We start from the raw sequence: 21,009 nt of genomic DNA, 5'->3' as shown, positions 1-21,009 counted from the left end.
AGAGATATAAAAAGAAATAAATTTCATTTTTATCTAAATAGTGTTAAAATATCAATTAATGCATAATATTTTGGCAAACTTAAGGAGGATTTTTATGAAGAGTTTCGAACAACTCCTGTTAAACAAACTGGTAAATGAATTTGGCTTCTATATTAAGGATGTTAATCAGGGAGATTTAAAATGGATCGCTAAAATGAAAGTTGACAATGGAGAAATATTTGTAGGGGTAGTATCTAAGGAAAATAGAGATATTACATTAGAATCAGAAGAGGGATCATTTATTAAAGTAATTGAGGGAAATTATAATGGAGAGGAATTAAAATCAGGCGAAATTTACTTTTCACCAGACGAGAAACAAGTAGTAGCGTCATGGAATGATAAAACACCGTTTATTGATATATTAAATTCATTATATAGAAGACCAACAACTAGTACTTTATCATATATAACAATGGGAATTATAGCAATTAATATTTTTGTATTTATATATAGTGCATTCTTATCAGGAAGTGTCATGGATATAAAATCAGATGTGCTTTATGAACTTGGTGCGAAATATACTCAAGCAATTCAAGCCGGAGAATACTGGAGATTAATAACATCTGCCTTTTTACATGGAGGTTTGGTTCACATAGCAGTTAATATGTATTCATTATTTTATACAGGTAACCAAGTTAATAGAATTTATGGAAATAGAAACTTTGTAATTATATATTTCTTAAGTGCAGTTGGTGCATCAGGTGCATCCATGCTTACTAACTCTCTTTCAGTAGGAGCGTCAGGTGCTATTTTTGGACTATTAGGAGGATTATTAGTATTTGCCTATAAAGAAAGAACTAGAATAGGTAAAGACTTTTTAGTAAATTTGGTTTCAATTATTGCAATGAACTTAATTATTGGATTCATGCTACCAAACATAGATATGTATGGGCATATTGGAGGATTGCTAACTGGATTAGTCCTAGGTTTTATATTATATAAAAGAAAGTAAAAAATAAGACGTTTCTCAACTTAATTGTTGAGAAACGTCTATTAATTTGTAATTATTGCTTCTAAGTCATTACTTGATATGGTTTCTTTTTCAAGTAGCTCTTTTGCAAGTAAATGAAGAGTATCTATATTTTCATGCAAAAGATTTTTCGTATCTGTGTATAAATTCTCTAATAATTCTTTAGCTTCTTCAATAATTAAGTTTCCATATGAATTACCCATAGAACCTAAAGAAGACATTTTTAACAAACCTAGATTAGCTCCCATTCCGTATTCTGATAACATAGAAATAATTATTTCAGTGGAAGATTTTAAATCCCCATAGGCTCCTGTAGTTATGTTATCTTTTCCGAAAATAATTTCTTCAGCAGCTCTTCCCGCAAGAAGAACCATTATTCTATTTTTTAAATGAGATATAGTTTGATACGAACTATCTTTAGGAATAGTTAGCGTATATCCACCAGCGCCTTTAGTTGTTGGGATAATTGTTACCTTTGATACCTTATCTTCTGGAATTCTAATTAAGGAGCAAAGGGCATGTCCACCTTCATGATAAGCAGTAATCTTTCTGTCTTTTTCACTTAAGTAATCCCTATCTTTCTTTTCATAACCAGCTACAACAATGTCAAAAGCAGTACTAATATGTTCCATTGTAATAAATTCTGTGTCTTTCTTTGCAGCAAGTATTGCAGATTCGTTAATTAAACTCTCAAGTTTAGCACCTGAAAAATACGCGGTTTTTTCAGCGATGTCTCTTATATTAATATCACTATAAGGTTTGTTGTCTAAATGCAGTTTAAGTATTTTTTCTCTTGCATTAATATCTGGTAATGAAACCTCTATATGTCTATCAAATCTGCCTGGTCTAAGTAAGGCTGGATCTAAGATATCAAGTCTATTTGTAGCAGCAATAACAACAATACCTTCTTTTTCAGTAAAACCAGACATTTCTGTAAGTAATGCATTTAAGGTTTGATCTCTTTCATCTGAACCAGAAGACTGCTTTCCTCCATCTCTTTTTTTACCAATGGCATCTATTTCATCTATAAAAATAAGAGCTTTTCCATTTCCAGCTTCCTTTGCTTTCTTAAATAAATCTCTGATTCTTGAAGCACCTACTCCAACATACATCTGCATAAAGTCAGAACCACTCATGGCATAGAAAGGCACATTTGCTTCTCCAGCTACAGCTTTAGCAAGAAGAGTTTTACCTGTACCTGGTTCCCCATATAAAATAACTCCTTTTGGGATTCTAGCACCATATTTTACGTATTTATCTGGATTGATTAAAAAATCCACAACATCCTTTAAACTTTCTTTAGCTTCATCGTTTCCAGCAACTTTATCAAAATCATAATTAGTTTTAATATTGTCTGATACAACTTTTGGTGAAAAACCATTGCTTGTAGAGAACCTTTTATTATTCATGAAGTAAAACGCTAGCCAAAATACTGATATCATAATACCAAGCGAAGGTAAAACAGTTGATAGAGATTGTGGCTTTTCAGTTTCAATTATAACGCTTTTATTAAGTAAAGATTCTTTAAAGTTAGGGGTTTCAGGATTTTCAGTTAAATATTTATCTCCAGATTTTAAGGTTACTAAGAGTTTATTATTTGTAGAAAAGTAGACTTTTAATATGTTGTTGCTTGAAAAATCATTTTTAAAGTCTAAATAAGATTTATCTTTATGAGCTCTGTAACTTAAGTTAGTATATGCAAGAAAACTTAATGATGAAATAAAAATAATTATTGGAATTATTAAAAGTTTACTTTTAAATATTTTCATACATCCCTCCAAGATTTTTATCTAGTTAATATATACTACAATTATGATTATAAGGGTTTAAAATTTCTTGTCTAACGAATCTCATAACTTTTGGCAATGTAAGTTATGGATAATTGTCCAATTATGAGTTATACTTAAGTGGTTATTACTAGATATTTTGGAGGGGGAACCATGAGGGTATCAGAGATTTGTGTGAAGTTATCTAAAGAAGATATATTAGGCCTATTAGAAGAGGTAATTACCTTTAAAGGACTTAAAATAGATGATATTGAAATAGATAAAGTAATAAGAATTACAGGAAGTTTTAAAAAGATATTAAGAGTTAAATTTAGAGTTGCAGTTGAGATAATTGAAGTAAAAAAAGATGAATTAATATTTAGATTAAAAGAGATAAAAGTTCTTGGAATTCCAGCTATAAAGCTTATTAGAAAGTTTATTCTAAAAAACATATTAAAAGATTTAAAGAATATGGGTGTTGAGCATAGTGAAGATAAGGTTATTATTAACTTTAATAAATTAATGAAAGATATAAAAAACTTTGCTATGGATATAAAGGAAATACAAGTAAGTAAAAGTGGTATAAATGTAACTTTACATAATATAATTATAGATATTAAGGATATTATAAAAAAAGATAGTAAAGACAAAATAGAAAATGAGATATTAACCACAGCAGAAAATAAGACAACCTTAATTGAAAATAATGAGATATTATTATTAGAAGATAAGACTGAAAATATAGAAAAGGTTCAAGATGTTTATGCTGATGGAAGAAGCTTCCTAGAGGAAAAAATACCTGATAGTATTAAACCAGTAGAAGATTACTTGTTTATTTTACCAGATATTATTGCATTAATAGTTAGACTGTTAAAAGATAGTAGAGTTAATAAAAGTACAAAAATTGCAGTAGCATCTTCTCTTGGATATATTATAATTCCAAAGGATATAATAAATGATAAGATTCCTTTGCTTGGGAAGATTGATGATATGTCGGTGGTGTTTTTTGCGTTAAATAAGTTGATTAATGATGTGCCGTTAGAAGTTCTTTTAGAAAATTGGCAAGGGAGTAATAAAAATATATTAGTACTTAAAAATGCATTAGAGTATTTAAAATCATTTTCTAAGGGGAATAAACTAGATAAATTTTATGTCTTGATTGATTCATTTGTTTAATAGGAAAAGTTGATTATTATTTTAAGGAGCACATATATAATGGGAAAGAAAGTTTATGCTATAAAAGAAGGCTTTGATTCGGAAGCTAACATAAAAATAGAAAATAAAATTGTTAATACATGGGCAGAGTGTTTAAAATATGTTAAAGGCGTTAAGGGAGCAAAATATAAGAGCTTTGAAGACATAAATGAAGCTAAGCGGTTCTTAGAAGAAGGAAGTAAATTACTAAAAATGGGTGTGGATGAATATCCAAAAGATTGCTTACATATATACGTTGATGGAAGTTATAATATAAGCACTGAAAAATACTCATACGGATTAGTTGCTGTAAGGAATAATGTTGTTGAATATATTGATAGCGCATCTGCAGAAGATACTTCTAAGAGCAATATAAGGCAGATAGCTGGAGAATTAGAAGCGGCAGTCAAAGGCGTAGAATATGCTTTGAGTAAAAAGGATAAGAGGGTTGTAATTTTTCATGATTATGAAGGAATAGCCCATCATGCTACAGGTTTTTGGGAAAGAAGAGAAGAATCTTCTATAAAATACTTTAATAGAATGAATGAACTTATGAAGTTAGGAATAGAAGTTATATTTGTTAAAGTAGATAGTCATACTGGGGAATTCTTTAATGAACTTGCAGATGAAAAATGTAAAGAAAAATTAGCTATTGCTTCGGATAGAGTTGTAGATAAATGGTTAGCTAAAAATATTCTATATGTAAGTAATGAAAAAGTAAGAATTGAAATATTAAGTATAACTAATAATAAGGAAGAAAATATTGTAGTTGTAGGTAATCAAAAAATTACAAGTAATGAAAGTAAAAAAGATGAAATAGAAAGTAATATTCCTGAAGAAATAAATAGAATTCTTAACAAGTTATCTAAAGAAAAACAATTAAGAATTTTAGAGATAGTTAAAGAAATAAGTGCTGAATAAAAAGTGATAATATACCCATATATTTCAAAGAGTATAAAAATAATTACTACACATAATATATGTATAAAACATTATATTAATTTTATTTATTAATGTTTTGTAAAATAATAATTGAGTAAGAGGTGTAGTTTTATGAAAAAATATCTAAGTGGAATTACAACAGGTGCAATAGTAGGGGCAGCTTTTGGAATGATGATATTACCACAATTAGACAGAAGAACTCAAAAGACATTTAGAAAAGTTGGAAGAAAAGTAATAGATATGGCTGAAGATAAAGTTGATATTATGGGATGGATGAAATAACTCGAGATATTTTCTCGAGTTATTTCATTATAAAAGAAAATATATGATTATATGGAATACTTATACAAAAATAAAAAAATTGTAGAAAACTACTGCGCAAATAATGAGAATTTCAAAAAAATGTATTAAAATTTGAAAATTCGTGTTATAATTTAAAATAATTAAATCATTTTAAATAATTTTTTAAAACATGATACATAGAAAAGGAAGATTAGATATGGAAATACTTTCATTAGGGGAAAAAATTAAAAGAAAAAGAAAAGAATTGAATATGACCTTAAAGGATTTAGCAGGGGATAGAATAACTCCTGGACAAATTTCTTTAGTTGAATCAGGAAGATCTAATCCATCTATGGATCTGTTAGAATATTTAGCAGATGCTTTAAAGACTTCTGTTGAATATTTAATGGAATCTGAAGAAACCCAAGCAGAAAAAATATGTATTTACTATGAACAAATTGCTGAATCATATATTTTATCAGGAGATTATTTTGGAGCTGAGAAATATATTGAAAATGCTTTATATTATTCTGAAAAATATGATTTAGAATATAGAAAAGCAAAAATATTATTTTTAACAGGTGAAATACACATGCTAAAGGGTGAACTAGTGGCAGCACAACAATATTTCCTATCTTCTAATGTTATATTTATAAAAAACAACAACTTTGAAGAAATTGTAAAAACTTTTCTTAATTTAGGAAAGATTACATTACAGCTTAGGGCGTATCATTCTACTAGTTCTTATTTAAAACAAGCTGAAAAGGTGTATTTAGACAACAGTGTTGGAAACGATCAGTTGCTTGGAGAAATTTATTATTATATGGCTACAGCCTTATTCAAAACTGAAAATATTAGTGAATCAATAAACTATTCATTTTTAGCAACAGAAAAATTTAAACGAATCCATAATAAAAAAGAATATGCAAGAACTCTATTATTATTATCAGAAGAATATAATAAAAAAGGTGATTTAGCGAATGCAATAAAATATTCTGAAAAAACGCTAGATGTTTATAAGGAATTAGAAGACACAAAAAATATTGGAGAAATAGAAAATAATTTAGGGAAGTTATTTTATGAATTTGAGAATATAGAAGAGTCTTTTATGCACTATGATATTGCCAAGGAAATAAGAAGCAAAAATGCTGATAACAAATTAATAGAAACTCTTATAAATATATGTGAAAATTATTTAAAATTAAAAGATGTTGATAAGAGTGAAGAAATTATAAATGAGATATATGACAAGATCGATGACAATGATATTGATAATCGAATTGAGTGTAATTTATTAAATTATAGACTTCGTTTAATACAAGAAGAATTTGAAGAGGCAGAAAATATATTGATAGAAACATACAATTATGCAGTCAATAATGAATGCAGTAAGAAGGCTGGACAAGTAGCGATAATACTTGGAAAATTCTACATAGATAATAAAAGGGACAAAGAAGCAGCACAATATTTAGATTATGGGATTAATATATTTAGCGACATAGGGTTATTAAGAAATTAATAATAGATTGGGTGATATGATGGAAATACTATCAACGGGGGAAAAAATAAAGCGTGCAAGAGTTTATAAGGGAATTACATTAAAAGAACTTTGTGGGGATAAAATATCCATTTCAAAAATGAGTTGTATTGAGAACGAAAAAATTAAGGCTGAAAAAGAAGTTCTAGAGTATATTGCCGCTAAGTTGTTTTTGGATTTAGATTATTTATTAAAAGATGTTAAAGAACAGCTTGTAGACAATATAGAATTAATTAGAAAGAATCTTTTTTCAGGGGAAGATATTGAAGAAAATATTAAATATAACTTAGAATATGCAAATGAATATGAGTATTTTGATTTATCTTTTGAATTAATGCACTTATTATTTCAATACTATCTTGAGGAGTCAAAATATGAAAATATTCAATTGATAGTATCTCAGTACTATTATTTATCTCAAAAAAACATTGATAAAGAAATTGTTATAAATTATTTTCATGATATGGGTAAGTATTTCTGCCAAAATAAAGAATATACTGAAGCTATAACATATTATGAAAGACTTATAGAAGTTCTTAGTAGCAATAAGTTTAAGGATAAAGGCGAATATGCATATACGTTATATAGTAAGGCATTATGTTACTATAAGTTAAAAGAAATACATAAGGCTTATGAAGATATGAAGTGTGTAGAGAAATATATTAAATATGTTGAAGATTCAATAAATAAGGGGAAAATGTACAACCTGTTAGCAACACTGTGCATAAAGCTAAAAAAATCTGAAGCAGAAGCTTGGGTAAAAAAGGCTTTTAGTTTTCAAAAGGACAATCCTATATCATTGGCACTTTCAAAGTGGAATTATGGAGAATGTTATTTTGGAATTGGGGAAAAGGAAAGAGCTATAAATGAAATAGAAGAAGGATTACATATCTTTCCAAAACATAATAGGATAAAATATGTTGAATTTATGAATAACTGTATAAAGCTATTTATAGATTATGAAGAATATGATGAGGCATATAACATATGTGATGAAGCTCTTAATCTAGCTATTGATTGCGATAATATAAAATTAATTGAAAGATCATATTATCTAAAAGGTACAATATTACAAAAGCAAAATAAGGTTAAAGAAGCTGAAATGTATATGAATCTTTCATTAGATGCTATCTTAAAAGTTGGTAATAAGGAAGATAGGTACCAAAGATACATAGACATGGGACAAATGTACTATAGACTTGGAGAAATAAGAGATGCTTTAAAGTATTTTTCACTTGCTTTATCTTTAGAGAAGACTTTGTAAGACTAAATTTTGTTAAAATTATAACATTTTGGTTATTATAATAATAAAGAGTTGCCCTTAACTTATGAGAATTCATATTAAGGACAACCCTTTTTATTTGCAATATAAAATTAATTTATGCCGAAATCAGTATATAGACAAATCAATTATTACTATTATAAGAAGAAAAGTATTTATACTAATATTTTTTAATTAAGTCAAAAGTTATTTCAAATAAGCTAAGTTTTGGACTGAAGGAGCTTATTTTTATTGGCTTAAATATTCTTTTTAATATTTTCATACACTCACGCTCCATTTAATATTTCTTAATATTATTATAGAGGTAAGTTTTGTAAAATTCATTGACAATTAAGGCTATAAAATGGTACATTTGCGAGAAGTTCTTCATAAATCCAGTATTAGTAAAAACAAAAAAACACCTTAATTAAGGTGTTTTTGTACTTTTTTATTATTGTTTTATACTTTCTTTATTATTATTAAATGTGCACCGTACCCTTTTAGTTTAGGTAGTAGATTTAAAACGGAACTTTTCTTTGTGTATCTAAAATTAATGCCTGGGAAAGAAGCTTTGTGAAGAATTTCCCTTTCTTCTTTATTTAATCTAATTGGTTTTCCCATACCTAACCAGTAATTGTAGGATGAACCTATTTTTTCATTTAATATATAGGTAGTTATTTGTGCATTACTATTTATATTTACTATATTTAAGGATATTTTCTTTTCAGTTGTATTTTTAATACCTCTTCTTTTTTCCAGTGCTTCATAGCTAATTAAATTATTAAGTTCTTCACCATAATTATAAAGAAGAATTTGATACTCATCATCGCTTTTAGTTACTAAATAGCCGTCTCCTTTTTGGACAAGAATATCTCCTAATTTACCAAGTAAATAGTAAGCATAATAAGAAGGTTTTTTAATTCCCATATCATTTACCAACCCTGAAGAACCAAAAAATACTTCATTAGTAAGTACTACCTCTTTCTCTAATACGTCAAAAGCCCTAATAAAATTTAAAGATATATTATTATTAGCTACTTGGTGAATAATATAAGGTATCATATAAGCTGAGTCGTATATTTTGTTTATTTCTAGGTGATTTCCAATATAACCTTCATCTTCATATTCCAATGAGTTTTCCTCTAAAATTTTAATAATCTCACTTTTAAGTTCAGATGGAAAGTCATTATGGAATTGATATTTTATGTTATAAAAATCAATACTCTCTATTTCCGAAAAATACTCTACATAGCTATGGAAGGCATTTATCAATTCCTCATCTGTAAGCTCTAATTGTTCCAATAAAACTAGAGGTGTAAGTTCAATATATTCCATAAATTCAAAAACAGTCTTTGTTTTATTCCAATTATAAAAGCTGCTACCAGGGAAAATTCCCATATCTCTGTGGAAAAGATTAAATATTCTTCCGTACCTAAAGGAAATTTCTTCCTGGATTTCTTCGAGGTTATCTTTATTATCTTCAATTAAAAGGTCAAAGGCATCCCCTACGTTAATTACTTTTCTAAAGTCGTCAGAGAAAGGAGAAATTTCTTCATCCATATTAATATGAATTTTATGAATTCTATTTTCATAGTTAAATCTGTCATAATCCTCTAGATAAGGGTAGAGGAATTTAAGTGCTTCAGAAGTTTCTAAATAAGTTAATTTTTTTGCTTTTTCATAAGATTTTTCATCTAATTTATACTTCTTTTTATATTGAAGCGGAGTACATTTGTAGTAAAATTTAAAATTCTTATTATAGTATCTTGTATGAGAAAAACCAACCTCATCAGATATTTCTGAAATGCTCATATTGCTGTCTAAAAGTAGTTTTATAGACTCTTCAACCCTTGTAAGATTTAATAAATCAGTAAAACTATATCCAGTGGCATTTTTTATCTCATGTGAAAGATAGTCTGCACTTAAAAATTCTTTTTTAGCTATTTCTTGAAGACTTATTTTATTGTTGTAATTATTGAAAATGTATTTTGCAATTCTATGATATCTTTCTAATTGTTCTTCATTGTCCTTTAGCTCTTCCTTCTCATAGGTTAAATAGTGAAAATTGTTAATTAAATGATATAGCATATCTATTAAAGTACTTTCAATTTCTTCATCATAGTCTTCTCTTTTTTGTATGGCCTCACAGAGAATTATTGAAAGAAAAATTCTAAGATCTTCATATTCCTGACTTTCTTGAGCTCCTTCATCTGAACTATTAAGATAGAAAAACATATTTTCTATGTCATTATAATATTTTTCAAAAAAACTTGAGTCCATATGGAAGATTAAAACTCTATTATCAGGATCCTTTGAAAATATTCTATGAGATTCGTTATTGTTGATTACTTCCATCTCTTTTTCTTCAATTTCATAAGTATCTGAATCTATGGTTACATTTATTGTACCTTTAAGTACAAATATTATCTCAATAGCGTTGTGCCAGTGAATAGGATAATCTTCAATTGAGCAATATGAAATTGTTACTGGCATATCTAATGGATAAATTATATGTTCTCTTCTCAAGTTCTCACCTCAAATTATTATTTATAAATATATTATATCATAAAGGGAAAAAAGAGATAAAAGGAAGATAAAAAAATAGACTTTGACTTTCTTTGACTTTTATATTATTATTAAATTAAAGCAAAATACAAGGAGAATTTTAATGAGGTGATAATATGAATATTGAAAAAATGACATTAAGAGTGCAACAATCATTAAATGATGCACATGAAATAGCAGTTAAGAACAATCATCAAAGTGTAGATTCAATACATCTTTTTGCAGCTCTTATTAATGCAGAAGATGGACTTATTGCAAATATTTTAAGTAAGATGGGAAAAGATATTAAATCACTAAGATTGGATACTGATTCACTTTTATCTGGTATGCCTAAGGTATTAGGTTCAGCTGCGTCCTCATCAGGGGTATACGCAACTAGGAAAATAGAAGAAATACTTATAAAGGCAGATAAATACGCTGAAGACTTTAAAGATATGTATATAAGTGTAGAGCATGTATTCTTAGGGATTATTGACATAGAAAATAAGAATGTAATAGGAAATTTGTTAAATAAATATGGTGTTACAAAGAATGAATTTTTAAAGGCTTTAAAAGAAATAAGAGGAAGTCAAAGAGTTGAAACACAAGATCCAGAAGGAACATATGATGCGTTAAGCAAATACGGAGTCAACTTAGTTGAATTAGCCAAGAAACATAAGCTAGATCCAGTTATAGGAAGAGATGAAGAAATAAGAAGAACTGTTAGAATTCTTTCTAGAAGAACTAAAAACAACCCTGTACTTATTGGGGAGCCTGGAGTTGGTAAGACAGCTATAGTTGAAGGATTGGCTGAGAGAATTGTTAGAGGAGATATACCAGAGGGATTAAAAGATAAAATAATATTTTCGTTAGATATGGGAGCATTGATTGCAGGTGCAAAATATAGAGGTGAATTTGAAGAGAGATTAAAAGCTGTATTAAAAGAAGTTCAGAGTTCAGAAGGTAGAATAATATTATTTATTGATGAAATTCATACAATAGTTGGTGCTGGTAAAACAGAAGGCGCAATGGATGCTGGAAACTTAATTAAGCCTCTTTTAGCAAGAGGAGAACTTCATTGTATAGGGGCAACAACTTTTGATGAATATAGACAATACATTGAGAAAGATAAGGCTCTTGAAAGAAGATTTCAGCCAGTTGTAATTGATGAGCCAACAGTAGAAGATACAATTTCAATTTTAAGAGGATTAAAGGAACGATTTGAAATACATCATGGAATAAGAATCCATGATTCTGCCATAGTTGCAGCTGCAAAATTATCTGATAGGTATATTCAAGGGAGATTCTTGCCAGATAAGGCCATAGACTTAATAGATGAAGCTGGTGCTATGATAAGAAGCGAAATAGACTCCTTGCCTACAGAACTTGATGAGGTAAGAAGAAAGATTTTTCTATTGGAAACTGAAAGAGAAGCATTACTTAAAGAAAAAGATCCAGCATCAATTGCAAGAGCTCAATCAATAGATAAAGAACTTGTAGAACTAAAAAGTAAGAATGACGAGATGAGTGCAAAATATGAAAAAGAAAAGTCTCATATATCAGAAATTAGAGAACTTAAAAAGCAGCTAGATGATGCTAGAGGAATGATTGAAAAATATGAAAGAGAGTACGATCTAAATAAGGCAGCTGAACTTAAATATGGACTTATACCATCCCTTGAAGAGAAAATAGCTGAAAAAGAAAATGAAGTTAAAGAAAACTATGAGGGAGCTCTTTTAAAGGAAGAGGTTACAGAAAATGAAATATCAAACATAGTATCTAAATGGACTGGAATTCCTGTAACAAAGCTAGTGGAAGGGGAAAAGAAGAAGCTTTTAAGATTGGAAGAGGAATTAGGAGAAAGAGTTATAGGTCAAAATGAGGCAATTCAATCAGTTACAAATGCAGTTATAAGGGCAAGAGCAGGGCTAAAAGACGAAAATAGACCAATAGGATCATTCATTTTCTTAGGCCCAACTGGTGTCGGTAAGACTGAATTAGCGAAAACATTAGCAAGAACTCTTTTTGACTCAGAAGAGAACATTATAAGAATTGATATGTCAGAATACATGGAGAAATATTCTGTTTCTAGATTGATAGGAGCGCCTCCGGGATATGTAGGGTATGAGGAGGGTGGTCAGCTAACAGAAGCAGTTAGGAGAAAACCTTACTCAGTTATCTTGTTTGATGAGATAGAGAAGGCTCACCAAGATGTATTTAATGTGTTCCTACAGATTTTAGATGATGGAAGACTAACTGATAATCAAGGTAAAACTGTTGATTTCAAGAATACAATTATAATAATGACCTCCAATATAGGAAGTTCTTATTTATTAGATGGAAGTAAAGATGGTAGAGTTTCAGAAGAATCAAAGGAAAAAGTTATGAATGAAATGAAGTCGAGATTTAAACCGGAATTCTTAAATAGAGTTGATGATATAATAACCTTTAGCCCATTATCATTAGATGATATTAAGAAAATAATAGATATATTCTTGATTAAGGTTAAAAATAAAATGAAAGAAAAGAATGTAATCCTAGAAATAACTGATAATGCTAAAAAATTAATTGCGGAAGAGGGATTTGACCCAGTATATGGTGCAAGACCATTAAAGAGATATATTGAAAATACATTGGAAACAAATCTTGCAAAAAGAATAATTTCAGGAGAAATCTATGATGGAGTAACCGTAACTATCGATGAAGAGGATAGTGCATTAGTGTTTAAGGTTTAAAATTAAACCTGGTAATCAAGGTAATCTAATCGGTAATCGGGGACGGTTAACATTTAAGTAATCTAATTTAGATATAAGAAATGTTAACCGTCCCCGTTAAAATCAACGTATCTATTGAATAGGTAAATAAAATATGGCAATAATTCAGTAGGTAAGGAAGGTGATTTTATGCCTAGAACTGCAAGAATAAAAGTTAGCAATGGAATTTATCATGTAATGATTAGAAGTATCTCTGAAGTAAAACTATTTAAGAATGATTTTGATAAAATTCAATATTTAGATTTTCTAAAAGAATGTCAAAAGTTTTATATTTTTAAAATTTATGCTTTTTGTTTAATGAATAATCATGCCCATTTCATTATTGATTCTTGTGGAAGTGATATATCAAAAGTAATGCATAGAGTTAACTTAATGTATTCAAGATATTATAATCACAAATATAAGAGACATGGACATTTGTTCCAAGACAGATTTAAAAGTAAATTGATAAATAGCGATAGATATCTTATGAACTTATCATTATACATACATAATAATCCTAAAGATATTAAAAAATACAGAAGATTTCCTGAGAAATATAGATTTTCAAGCTTAGGATCTTATCTGAATTTAAAGAATGACGAATTTCAAATAGTTGATAATTCTTTTATAAATTCGTTGATAGCAGAAGATTCCTATTTGGCATGTAAAAGGTATTCAGAGAAGATTAGCAGATATTCAGGAATAAATATTAATGAAGGCGAATTTAAAGAAGAGAAGAGTCAATATATAAGCGGCAGAAAAATTATAGAGAGGAATTTCACTTTAGACTCAATTTTTAAATATATAAAAGATAAGTATGGTTTTGGACGAGATATGCTTAATATTAAAAATAGAAGAGAAACACTAAAAGCAAAAGCAATTGTGGTGGTGTTAATGAAAAGTTTAGGAAACTTTAAATGTAGTGAGATTTCTGAGGTTTTGGGGAACATAACTTATTCAAGAGTATCTAAGTTGTGTGGAATAGGCATTAATTTAATTACTTATGATAAAGAATACAATGACGAAATTTATAATTTTTTAAAATCAGCATAAATTAAAAAATTTACTTAAAATTTTGGTTGTAAAATAGGTAAAAGATAGACAAGCTAATTTGTCTATCTTTTTTACATTCAGAACATTTAAATTTTAATATAAAATATAGAATTAATAAATGTTAACCGTCCCCAAGTATTTCAGCCATAGAAATAAATTTTTTCGCTTTTTCAAAATTTCCTTGAAGTTCAGCAATTTGACTTATTAATAGGTAAATTTCTTTATTTTCCTTATCAATAGAAAGAGCCTTATTTAAAACTTCTTCTGCTTTAAAATAGTCATTATCGTCTATTAATTTTTTAGATAAAACTAAGTATGAGTTAACGTCTTTTTTTATAGTATGTTTTCTTAAAACTTCGTCTAAAACTGATTTAATTCTTTTGGTAGTGAAAGGCTTTTGAAGATAAGCTGCAGCACCAAATTTAGTGCACTCTACAGCATTCTTTATTGTTCCAAAAGCAGTCATCACAATAACTGTTGTTGATTTATTCATTTTTTTAACTTGCTTCAAAAGTTCTGTTCCTGATACATTTGGAAGTTTTATATCAGTAAACATTAAGTCAATTTGATGGTGATTAAATATTTCTATAGCCTCTTCAGCATTTTTTGCCTCAAAAACCTTATACCCTTCTATTTCTAAAAAAGTTTTAAGCATTTCTCTTATATTTTTCGTATCATCTACTACTAAAATAGTTTTCATTATATGCCTCCTATTATTGGAAGTGTAACCTTAAAGATACTTCCTGATCCGTATACACTATTACAAGTTATTGTACCGTTATGAAGCTCAACGATTTGCTTAGATAAAGGTAGTCCAAGTCCAGTACCATTTGATGTATCGTTACCTCTATAGAATTTATCAAATATTTTATCTATTTGTGATTTGCTAATACCAATACCTTGATCCTGTACAGTAAGAATTATTGATTTATCATCAGAGTATAAAGAAATAAATACTTGTTTGTTATCTAAGGAGTATTTTATAGAATTGGAAATAAGGTTATTAACAACCCAAGAAAATTTCTCCTTATCAATAGAAATCATTGGCAAAGCCCCGATTCTTTCAAAATTCAATATTATATTTCTAGCGTGAGATATAGTACAAAAATTCTTAATAGAATTTTTAATAATATCAGAAATATCTGCAATCTCAAAATTTAAGTAATTTTGATCAGTTTCTAACTGAGTAAGCTTTAAAAAATTATCAATCATATTTAATAAGTTTTCTGCATCTTCTTGTATCGTGTTGATAATTCTATATCTTTCATCAGCATTTTCAATTATAACACTTTCCTCAAGCATTGAAGAGCCCATCATAATTGAAGTTAGCGGAGTTTTTAACTCGTGTGAAAGAGTGCTAATAAAGTCCTGTTTTAATTTATCAAGTTTTTTTAGTTCTGTAATATCTTGAAAATATACTATTATTCCGTTTAGGTTTGAATCTCGATTTTTTATAGTTGAAACAGATACATTAAAACTATGACTATCTTTATGAAAATTCATAACTTTAGACGCACCACTAAAGTTAACCTCTTTAGCCTTTGAAATAAAATCAAATAAATCTCCATCTGTAATGAAATCTAATATATGTTGACCTATTAGTGAGGCTTCACGAAACTTAAAGAAATCCTCGCAAGCATCATTTATTAAGATGCACTTGAAATTGTTATCCAAAACAATTAAAGGATTTGATATACTTTTAACAATTGACAGCGACTTATTTTTTTCTTCCATAAGTTGTCCCAAAGTTGAGTCTTTAAATTCCTTAATTCTTTTTGACATATTGTGAAATTCTTTATAAATTTCGCCTATCTCATCTTCTGAATTAATAGGTCTATTAAATGAAAAGTTTCCATCTTTAAAGCCACGTATTGCATTCTGAAGATTTACTAGAGGGAGTAGCAGTTTATCTAAGTATTTATTTGATAAAAGAATACTTAGAAATAAGACTATCAAAGAAGATATGAATAAAAATTTCGAAGAAAGAATTATTTTTTCTTGAGAATTTAGTATCTTTACTTTCATAGCATTATTATTAAGTTCATATATAGCATCTAAATTTTGTTTAAGTTCATTATATTTATTTTGTATTTCATTATAATAACCAGAGATACTATTTCCTTTATCGTAAGAATCAAAAGTAGTTTTACCTGTATTAAAAAATTTAATATATAGTGCTTTTGTTTGATTATTCAAGTCCAATTCCCCATTTTCAGAGGTCCTATCAAGCTGAATAGCATAATTGTCATAAAAATTTTTATCTAAATCTAAAAAATTGTTCTTGTAAGTTTCATTTTTAGTAGAAATATAATTTAATAATGCAAAATGCTGATTTTCTGTAATATCTTGCATATTTTTAACAGCATTAATACTGTCAAAATTGTATTTATAAAAACTATTAATAGAATCTTTTATATAGAAAAAATTATATAGTGAAATAATTACAATAACTGCATTAACTGATATTAATAGAGTAATAAGTATTTTAAATTTTACCCGAAGGCTGTTTTTCAAATTAAACAACTCCTTATGTTGATTATATTGATAGTAATAAAATATATTATATGACAAAATTCTTAAATAAAAAAGATGTCTCCTATAAGGAGACACCCTTTTGTTTACTAATTATTTTATATTGTTTTCATATTGTTCAACCATTCTTTTTACCATTTCTCCACCGATTGAACCTGCTTCTCTAGCAGTTATATCTCCATTGTATTCTTTTAAGTGAACGCCTAATTCACTAGCTACCTCATTTTTAAATTTAGATAGCCCATTTTTTGCATCTGGTACTAATGTTCTATTACTTCTTGCCATAACAGTTTCCTCCTTTTATCCCTTATGGGATTTAATATTTTATTTGCTAAGCTTTATTTGCTTTGCATCATTATTTTGTGCACTCTTGTTTTTAATACACTATAATATCAGAGGTAAAAGAGGAAATGTGTACATGTCTAACCAAAAAATAGGACAAATTGTTATAATAATGCACTTTTATATTTTTATAAAAAACAAATAAAAAAATACATCATTTATTAAATTCTTTATAGGAAATTAATCCATGAGCTGAACTAGCTTCTTTAATCCCACGAACAATAGCTTTTTCCATAACTTTAGCAGCTAAAAGTCCAACAACATTAATGTCAGCATTTACTTTGTTTGTAGATAAAGTAAATATAGTATCACCATCAAACATTGTATGAGCAGGTCTAATCGCTCTTCCATAACCATTATGACTCATGGATGCTACTTTATTAGCCTGAGCCTTAGTTAGAATTGCATTTGTAACAATGACGCCTATTGTTGTATTTCCACTAAAAACATTTTTACTTTTATCATATTGTGAAATCATATAGTCTTCAGTATTTACAAAAGTTTTCTTATCATCAGATAGAGTACCTGCGATAATATTATTAGTTTCCGTATCAATGATATCACCTAATGCGTTAACTGCTACGATTGCGCCTACTTGAAGATCACCAACTTGTACTGCGTAAGTTCCAAGTCCACCTTTCATGGAGAATTCAGGTCCTTTAAATTTCCCAACAGTTGCACCTGTACCAGCTCCAATATTTCCATTTATGTCGCCATTATATTCTTCAGAATTAATGCATGCTTGAAGTCCCATTGATTTATCAGGACGAATATCTGAACTACCAATAACAAGGTCAAATAAAACAGCACTACAAACAATTGGAACTTTCGTAACACCAACATCAAAACCTATTGATTTTTTTTCTAAGTACTCCATTACGCCTGCAGAAGCATCTAAGCCAAAAGCACTTCCACCAGATAATACGACTGCATGAACTTTATCAACAAGTTCCATAGGATTTAAGAGGTCAGTTTCTCTCGTTCCTGGAGATCCACCACGGACATCTACACCTCCAGAGGCACCTTCCTTACAAATAACAACAGAACAGCCAGTGCATCCTTCAAAATTTTGAGCATGACCAAGCTTAATTCCATCAATATCAGTAAATTTTATCTCATTCATAATAATACCTCCATATCACAAAAGCATCCAAGATTCTTGGATGCTTATAATAATTACGATCTAATTTTATTCAAAATACTTATTACAGGAACTGCAATTATTGCTGAAACCAAAGCTTCTGGAATTCCATTTGAAAGTCCAATTGTAAAAAGGGCTTTTCCAACAGTTGATGGATTAATACCAATAGCTTGTGCAAATTTTGAAGCATAGAAAACATATGTTAGTCCTAAAACAAAGATTGTATTTGTTAGTGTACCAATAACTGCAGCAACACCAATGCCTGTCTTAGGGAATTTCTTTCTTATTGAAGCATAAGCATAATAAGAAAATAAACCAATAAGTATTCTAGGCAAGATAGCGATAATTGGGTTCCAGAATATAAATGAAGTTGGTGTAGGTGCTGTAAATGCTTGGTACATTGAGAATAATCCAAAACAAAATCCTACTGCAGCTCCAACGACTGGTCCTTCAACAATAGCTCCAATAATTACGGGTACGTGCATAATAGTTGCTTTAACTGGCGGTATGTTTATAAATCCAAGCCCAGTTAATCCTAAAAATAATGTGATACCAGTTAGCATCCCTGTTACTACAAGCTTTCTAATACTCATAGTCATAGTTGTTTTTCTTTCCATTTTGATAGCCTCCGTTCTTACTCTTTTAAGTAGATATAATTCGGAAAAAATTATTAATTTGATCCTAGTTCAGTTTCTAAAATAGAATACCGACAATAAGATTTTAACATTTTTAATTATAAGTGCAATACCATATTGTTAAAAAAATATCTAACTCTTGCATTTAATTTGGACAAATGGCTTTATTGTTAGTGTTTATAACATAAAAAAAATTAATTCTGAAAATTCTTTCTTTTTGGGGACGGTTAACAACTATTTATACTTTACTAGTGCAAATAGTTGTTAACCGTCCCAAGTACTTTTAAGTAAATCTTAAGCATACACTAGATTATCAGTATTATAATTCTATTTAAAGGATATTTTTAAGAGGTGAAGATATGGTAAGTACGGTTTCTGTTTTTTTTATGGTAATAACAATAATTATTTCTATTATTTTACCAATAGCATTAGTAGTTTATTTTTATAAAAAAGAAAGAATTTCAATAAAAACTGTATTAATAGGGGCGGTAGCATTCTTTATAGCAACACAAGTATTAGAAAAGTCAGTCCATATAGTTGTTTTAACAAAGATAACAGTTACAGCTGAAGTTTTAAAGAATCCAATATTATATATGTTGTATGGTGGACTAATGGCTGGAATCTTTGAAGAAACAGCAAGGTTTATTATTTTTAAATTTGTCCTTAAAAACAAAAAAGAATGGAAAGATGGCTTGGCATATGGTTTAGGACATGGAGGAATTGAAGCTATCTTGATAGCTGGATTAGGATTTTTAAATAATCTTATTTTAGCGATTATGATAAACACAGGAACTTATAATAAATTAATAGATACTTCAGGAGTGGCTGCAAATACACTAGAAAATGCAAAAAATGCATTAATAGATACTCAAAGTTATTATTGGCTTATATCAGGTATAGAAAGGATATTTGCATTAGGAATTCAAGTAGGACTGTCATTACTTGTTTTATATGCAATAAAAGAGCGAAAATATAAATTTTTCTTCTTAGCAATTATATTCCATGCACTAATTGATTTCCCAGCAGTGCTTTACCAAGTGGGAATAGTTAATATATTTATAGTTGAGATAGGTGCATTTATTTCGTTCGTTATAGCATTATTATTTATCAAAAAATCTAAGGGATTGTTTACTAGAGATGTTTAAAAATGAATAGAATAAAAAATCATCATAAACAAACCATATATATAAACATTTATAAAGCTTTATAAAGAAGGTGTACAAATGAATAATCAAGAAATTTTTAATGAAATTGATAAGCATTTATTGGAGGACCAAAAGCCATCAATATTTTTAAGGACTCTCTTTAATAATAACTCATTAAAAGGAACTGTATTTCACAAAATTGAAAGATTAGCTACCATTGAGCAATCTTCTAAATATCACCCAGAAGGAAATGTGCTAAATCATGTGATGCTAGTTGTGGATGAAGCTGCAAATCTTAGAAGTAAAAGTACAGATAAAAGAGCGTTAATGTGGGCATCACTTCTACATGATATAGGAAAATTAACTACAACTAAAATGCGAAATGGTAGATGGACATCATATAACCACGATAGTGTAGGAAGTGAGATGGTCGTTGATTTTATAAGCCCATTTGAGGAGGACCATCAGTTTATAGAGAAGGTAAGTAATTTAGTAAAATACCATATGCATTATTTGTATGTTGAAAAAAATCTTCCATTTGCAAATATTAAAGGATTAATAATGGAAACCTCAATAGATGAAATTGCATTATTATCATATGCAGATAGATGCGGACGAGGAGAACTTTCAGAAAAGGATAGAATTAACACAGAAGTTGCAATTAATAATTTTAAAAGCAAATTGAATAGTAAAAAAGAAAAGATGAGCCTACAAACAGTGTAGGCTCATCTTTTAAAATTTAGGGGACGGTTAACAACTAAATGAACTATTTTAAGTGAAATTTAAGCAATTTTGATTACATAACACCATAAAAAATACAACAAAAAAATGTTAACCGTCCCCTAAAGAAAGTCTTTCGTAAAAAAACAG

The 21,009-nt window shown here is 28.4% G+C and carries 17 protein-coding genes; 10 read left to right on the top strand and 7 right to left on the bottom strand.

The features are described 5' to 3' along the window. Positions 1–94: 94 nt before the first annotated feature. Positions 95–991 (top strand): rhomboid family intramembrane serine protease, encoded by an 897-nt coding sequence (locus JK634_RS11535; RefSeq protein WP_202767792.1) that lies wholly within the window; start codon positions 95–97, stop codon positions 989–991. A 41-nt stretch (positions 992–1,032) separates the two neighbouring features. Here the strand turns inward: JK634_RS11535 and JK634_RS11530 are convergent, their stop codons facing one another. Further along, on the bottom strand, positions 1,033–2,778 hold the full coding sequence (locus JK634_RS11530) for an ATP-dependent metallopeptidase FtsH/Yme1/Tma family protein (protein WP_202767791.1): 1,746 nt from the start codon (positions 2,776–2,778) through the stop codon (positions 1,033–1,035). 171 nt (positions 2,779–2,949) lie between these two features. On the opposite strand from JK634_RS11530, the gene JK634_RS11525 reads away from it, so the two are divergent. The 5 genes from JK634_RS11525 (at position 2,950) to JK634_RS11505 (ending at position 7,994) form a co-directional block, all read left to right on the top strand. Beyond that, a complete protein-coding gene (locus JK634_RS11525; protein WP_202767790.1) occupies positions 2,950–3,951 on the top strand; it encodes a YkvA family protein in 1,002 nt (333 codons plus the stop codon). A 39-nt stretch (positions 3,952–3,990) separates the two neighbouring features. After that, complete coding sequence (locus JK634_RS11520) at positions 3,991–4,890, top strand: ribonuclease H1 domain-containing protein (RefSeq protein WP_202767789.1); 900 nt, start codon at positions 3,991–3,993, stop codon at positions 4,888–4,890. A gap of 132 nt (positions 4,891–5,022) precedes the next feature. After that, a complete protein-coding gene (locus JK634_RS11515) occupies positions 5,023–5,193 on the top strand; it encodes a hypothetical protein (protein WP_202767788.1) in 171 nt (56 codons plus the stop codon). Between the two features lie 217 nt (positions 5,194–5,410). Then, complete coding sequence (locus tag JK634_RS11510; RefSeq protein WP_202768118.1) at positions 5,411–6,712, top strand: helix-turn-helix domain-containing protein; 1,302 nt, start codon at positions 5,411–5,413, stop codon at positions 6,710–6,712. 19 nt (positions 6,713–6,731) lie between these two features. After that, on the top strand, positions 6,732–7,994 hold the full coding sequence (locus JK634_RS11505) for a helix-turn-helix transcriptional regulator (RefSeq protein WP_202768117.1): 1,263 nt from the start codon (positions 6,732–6,734) through the stop codon (positions 7,992–7,994). Positions 7,995–8,450: 456 nt separating this feature from the next. Here the strand turns inward: JK634_RS11505 and JK634_RS11500 are convergent, their stop codons facing one another. Then, positions 8,451–10,517: a helix-turn-helix domain-containing protein gene (locus JK634_RS11500; RefSeq protein WP_202767787.1), complete on the bottom strand. Its 2,067-nt coding sequence runs from the start codon at positions 10,515–10,517 to the stop codon at positions 8,451–8,453. A 155-nt stretch (positions 10,518–10,672) separates the two neighbouring features. Between JK634_RS11500 and clpB the strand changes: the two genes are divergently transcribed. Together clpB and JK634_RS11490 are read left to right on the top strand one after the other, a co-directional pair. After that, positions 10,673–13,270 (top strand): ATP-dependent chaperone ClpB, encoded by a 2,598-nt coding sequence (clpB, locus tag JK634_RS11495; protein ID WP_202767786.1) that lies wholly within the window; start codon positions 10,673–10,675, stop codon positions 13,268–13,270. Positions 13,271–13,438: 168 nt separating this feature from the next. Further along, positions 13,439–14,344, top strand: a complete 906-nt coding sequence (locus JK634_RS11490; protein ID WP_202767785.1) for a transposase — start codon at positions 13,439–13,441, stop codon at positions 14,342–14,344. A gap of 121 nt (positions 14,345–14,465) precedes the next feature. Here JK634_RS11490 and JK634_RS11485 read toward each other — a convergent pair whose 3' ends face one another. The 5 genes from JK634_RS11485 to JK634_RS11465 form a co-directional block, all read right to left on the bottom strand. Beyond that, positions 14,466–15,044: a response regulator gene (locus JK634_RS11485; protein WP_202767784.1), complete on the bottom strand. Its 579-nt coding sequence runs from the start codon at positions 15,042–15,044 to the stop codon at positions 14,466–14,468. Beyond that, positions 15,044–16,858 (bottom strand): sensor histidine kinase, encoded by a 1,815-nt coding sequence (locus tag JK634_RS11480; RefSeq protein WP_202767783.1) that lies wholly within the window; start codon positions 16,856–16,858, stop codon positions 15,044–15,046. The genes JK634_RS11485 and JK634_RS11480 overlap by 1 nt, the downstream gene beginning before the upstream one ends. Before the next feature lie 111 nt (positions 16,859–16,969). Next, positions 16,970–17,161: an alpha/beta-type small acid-soluble spore protein gene (locus JK634_RS11475; RefSeq protein ID WP_202767782.1), complete on the bottom strand. Its 192-nt coding sequence runs from the start codon at positions 17,159–17,161 to the stop codon at positions 16,970–16,972. 211 nt (positions 17,162–17,372) lie between these two features. Continuing rightward, complete coding sequence (locus tag JK634_RS11470; protein WP_202767781.1) at positions 17,373–18,341, bottom strand: P1 family peptidase; 969 nt, start codon at positions 18,339–18,341, stop codon at positions 17,373–17,375. A gap of 53 nt (positions 18,342–18,394) precedes the next feature. Further along, complete coding sequence (locus JK634_RS11465) at positions 18,395–18,976, bottom strand: ECF transporter S component (protein ID WP_202767780.1); 582 nt, start codon at positions 18,974–18,976, stop codon at positions 18,395–18,397. A 377-nt stretch (positions 18,977–19,353) separates the two neighbouring features. Here JK634_RS11465 and JK634_RS11460 point away from each other — a divergent pair, with 377 nt between their 5' ends. Both JK634_RS11460 and JK634_RS11455 read left to right on the top strand, forming a co-directional pair. Continuing rightward, positions 19,354–20,139 carry a YhfC family intramembrane metalloprotease gene (locus tag JK634_RS11460; protein ID WP_202767779.1) on the top strand — a complete coding sequence of 262 codons (786 nt, stop codon included), beginning with the start codon at positions 19,354–19,356 and terminating at the stop codon, positions 20,137–20,139. 78 nt (positions 20,140–20,217) lie between these two features. Continuing rightward, positions 20,218–20,862, top strand: coding sequence for an HDIG domain-containing metalloprotein (locus JK634_RS11455; protein ID WP_202767778.1), 645 nt, complete (start codon positions 20,218–20,220; stop codon positions 20,860–20,862). Positions 20,863–21,009 lie beyond the last annotated feature (147 nt).

Source organism: Clostridium paridis (genome assembly GCF_016765615.1).
GTDB classification, from domain to species: domain Bacteria; phylum Bacillota; class Clostridia; order Clostridiales; family Clostridiaceae; genus Clostridium_T; species Clostridium_T paridis.
The sequence above is the reverse complement of the archived record's forward strand: the minus strand, read 5'-3'. Positions and strand labels throughout refer to the sequence as shown.

Bases quoted from the DNA above. Each gene is read 5' to 3' on its own strand.
- JK634_RS11485 (WP_202767784.1), bottom strand. From the start codon at position 15,044: ATGAAAACTATTTTAGTAGTAGATGATACGAAAAATATAAGAGAAATG.
- JK634_RS11505 (WP_202768117.1), top strand. From the start codon at position 6,732: ATGGAAATACTATCAACGGGGGAAAAAATAAAGCGTGCAAGAGTTTAT.
- JK634_RS11460 (WP_202767779.1), top strand. From the start codon at position 19,354: ATGGTAAGTACGGTTTCTGTTTTTTTTATGGTAATAACAATAATTATT.
- clpB (WP_202767786.1), top strand. From the start codon at position 10,673: ATGAATATTGAAAAAATGACATTAAGAGTGCAACAATCATTAAATGAT.
- JK634_RS11510 (WP_202768118.1), top strand. From the start codon at position 5,411: ATGGAAATACTTTCATTAGGGGAAAAAATTAAAAGAAAAAGAAAAGAA.
- JK634_RS11475 (WP_202767782.1), bottom strand. From the start codon at position 17,161: ATGGCAAGAAGTAATAGAACATTAGTACCAGATGCAAAAAATGGGCTA.
- JK634_RS11470 (WP_202767781.1), bottom strand. From the start codon at position 18,341: ATGAATGAGATAAAATTTACTGATATTGATGGAATTAAGCTTGGTCAT.
- JK634_RS11520 (WP_202767789.1), top strand. From the start codon at position 3,991: ATGGGAAAGAAAGTTTATGCTATAAAAGAAGGCTTTGATTCGGAAGCT.
- JK634_RS11535 (WP_202767792.1), top strand. From the start codon at position 95: ATGAAGAGTTTCGAACAACTCCTGTTAAACAAACTGGTAAATGAATTT.
- JK634_RS11465 (WP_202767780.1), bottom strand. From the start codon at position 18,976: ATGGAAAGAAAAACAACTATGACTATGAGTATTAGAAAGCTTGTAGTA.
- JK634_RS11515 (WP_202767788.1), top strand. From the start codon at position 5,023: ATGAAAAAATATCTAAGTGGAATTACAACAGGTGCAATAGTAGGGGCA.
- JK634_RS11530 (WP_202767791.1), bottom strand. From the start codon at position 2,778: ATGAAAATATTTAAAAGTAAACTTTTAATAATTCCAATAATTATTTTT.
- JK634_RS11490 (WP_202767785.1), top strand. From the start codon at position 13,439: ATGCCTAGAACTGCAAGAATAAAAGTTAGCAATGGAATTTATCATGTA.
- JK634_RS11455 (WP_202767778.1), top strand. From the start codon at position 20,218: ATGAATAATCAAGAAATTTTTAATGAAATTGATAAGCATTTATTGGAG.
- JK634_RS11525 (WP_202767790.1), top strand. From the start codon at position 2,950: ATGAGGGTATCAGAGATTTGTGTGAAGTTATCTAAAGAAGATATATTA.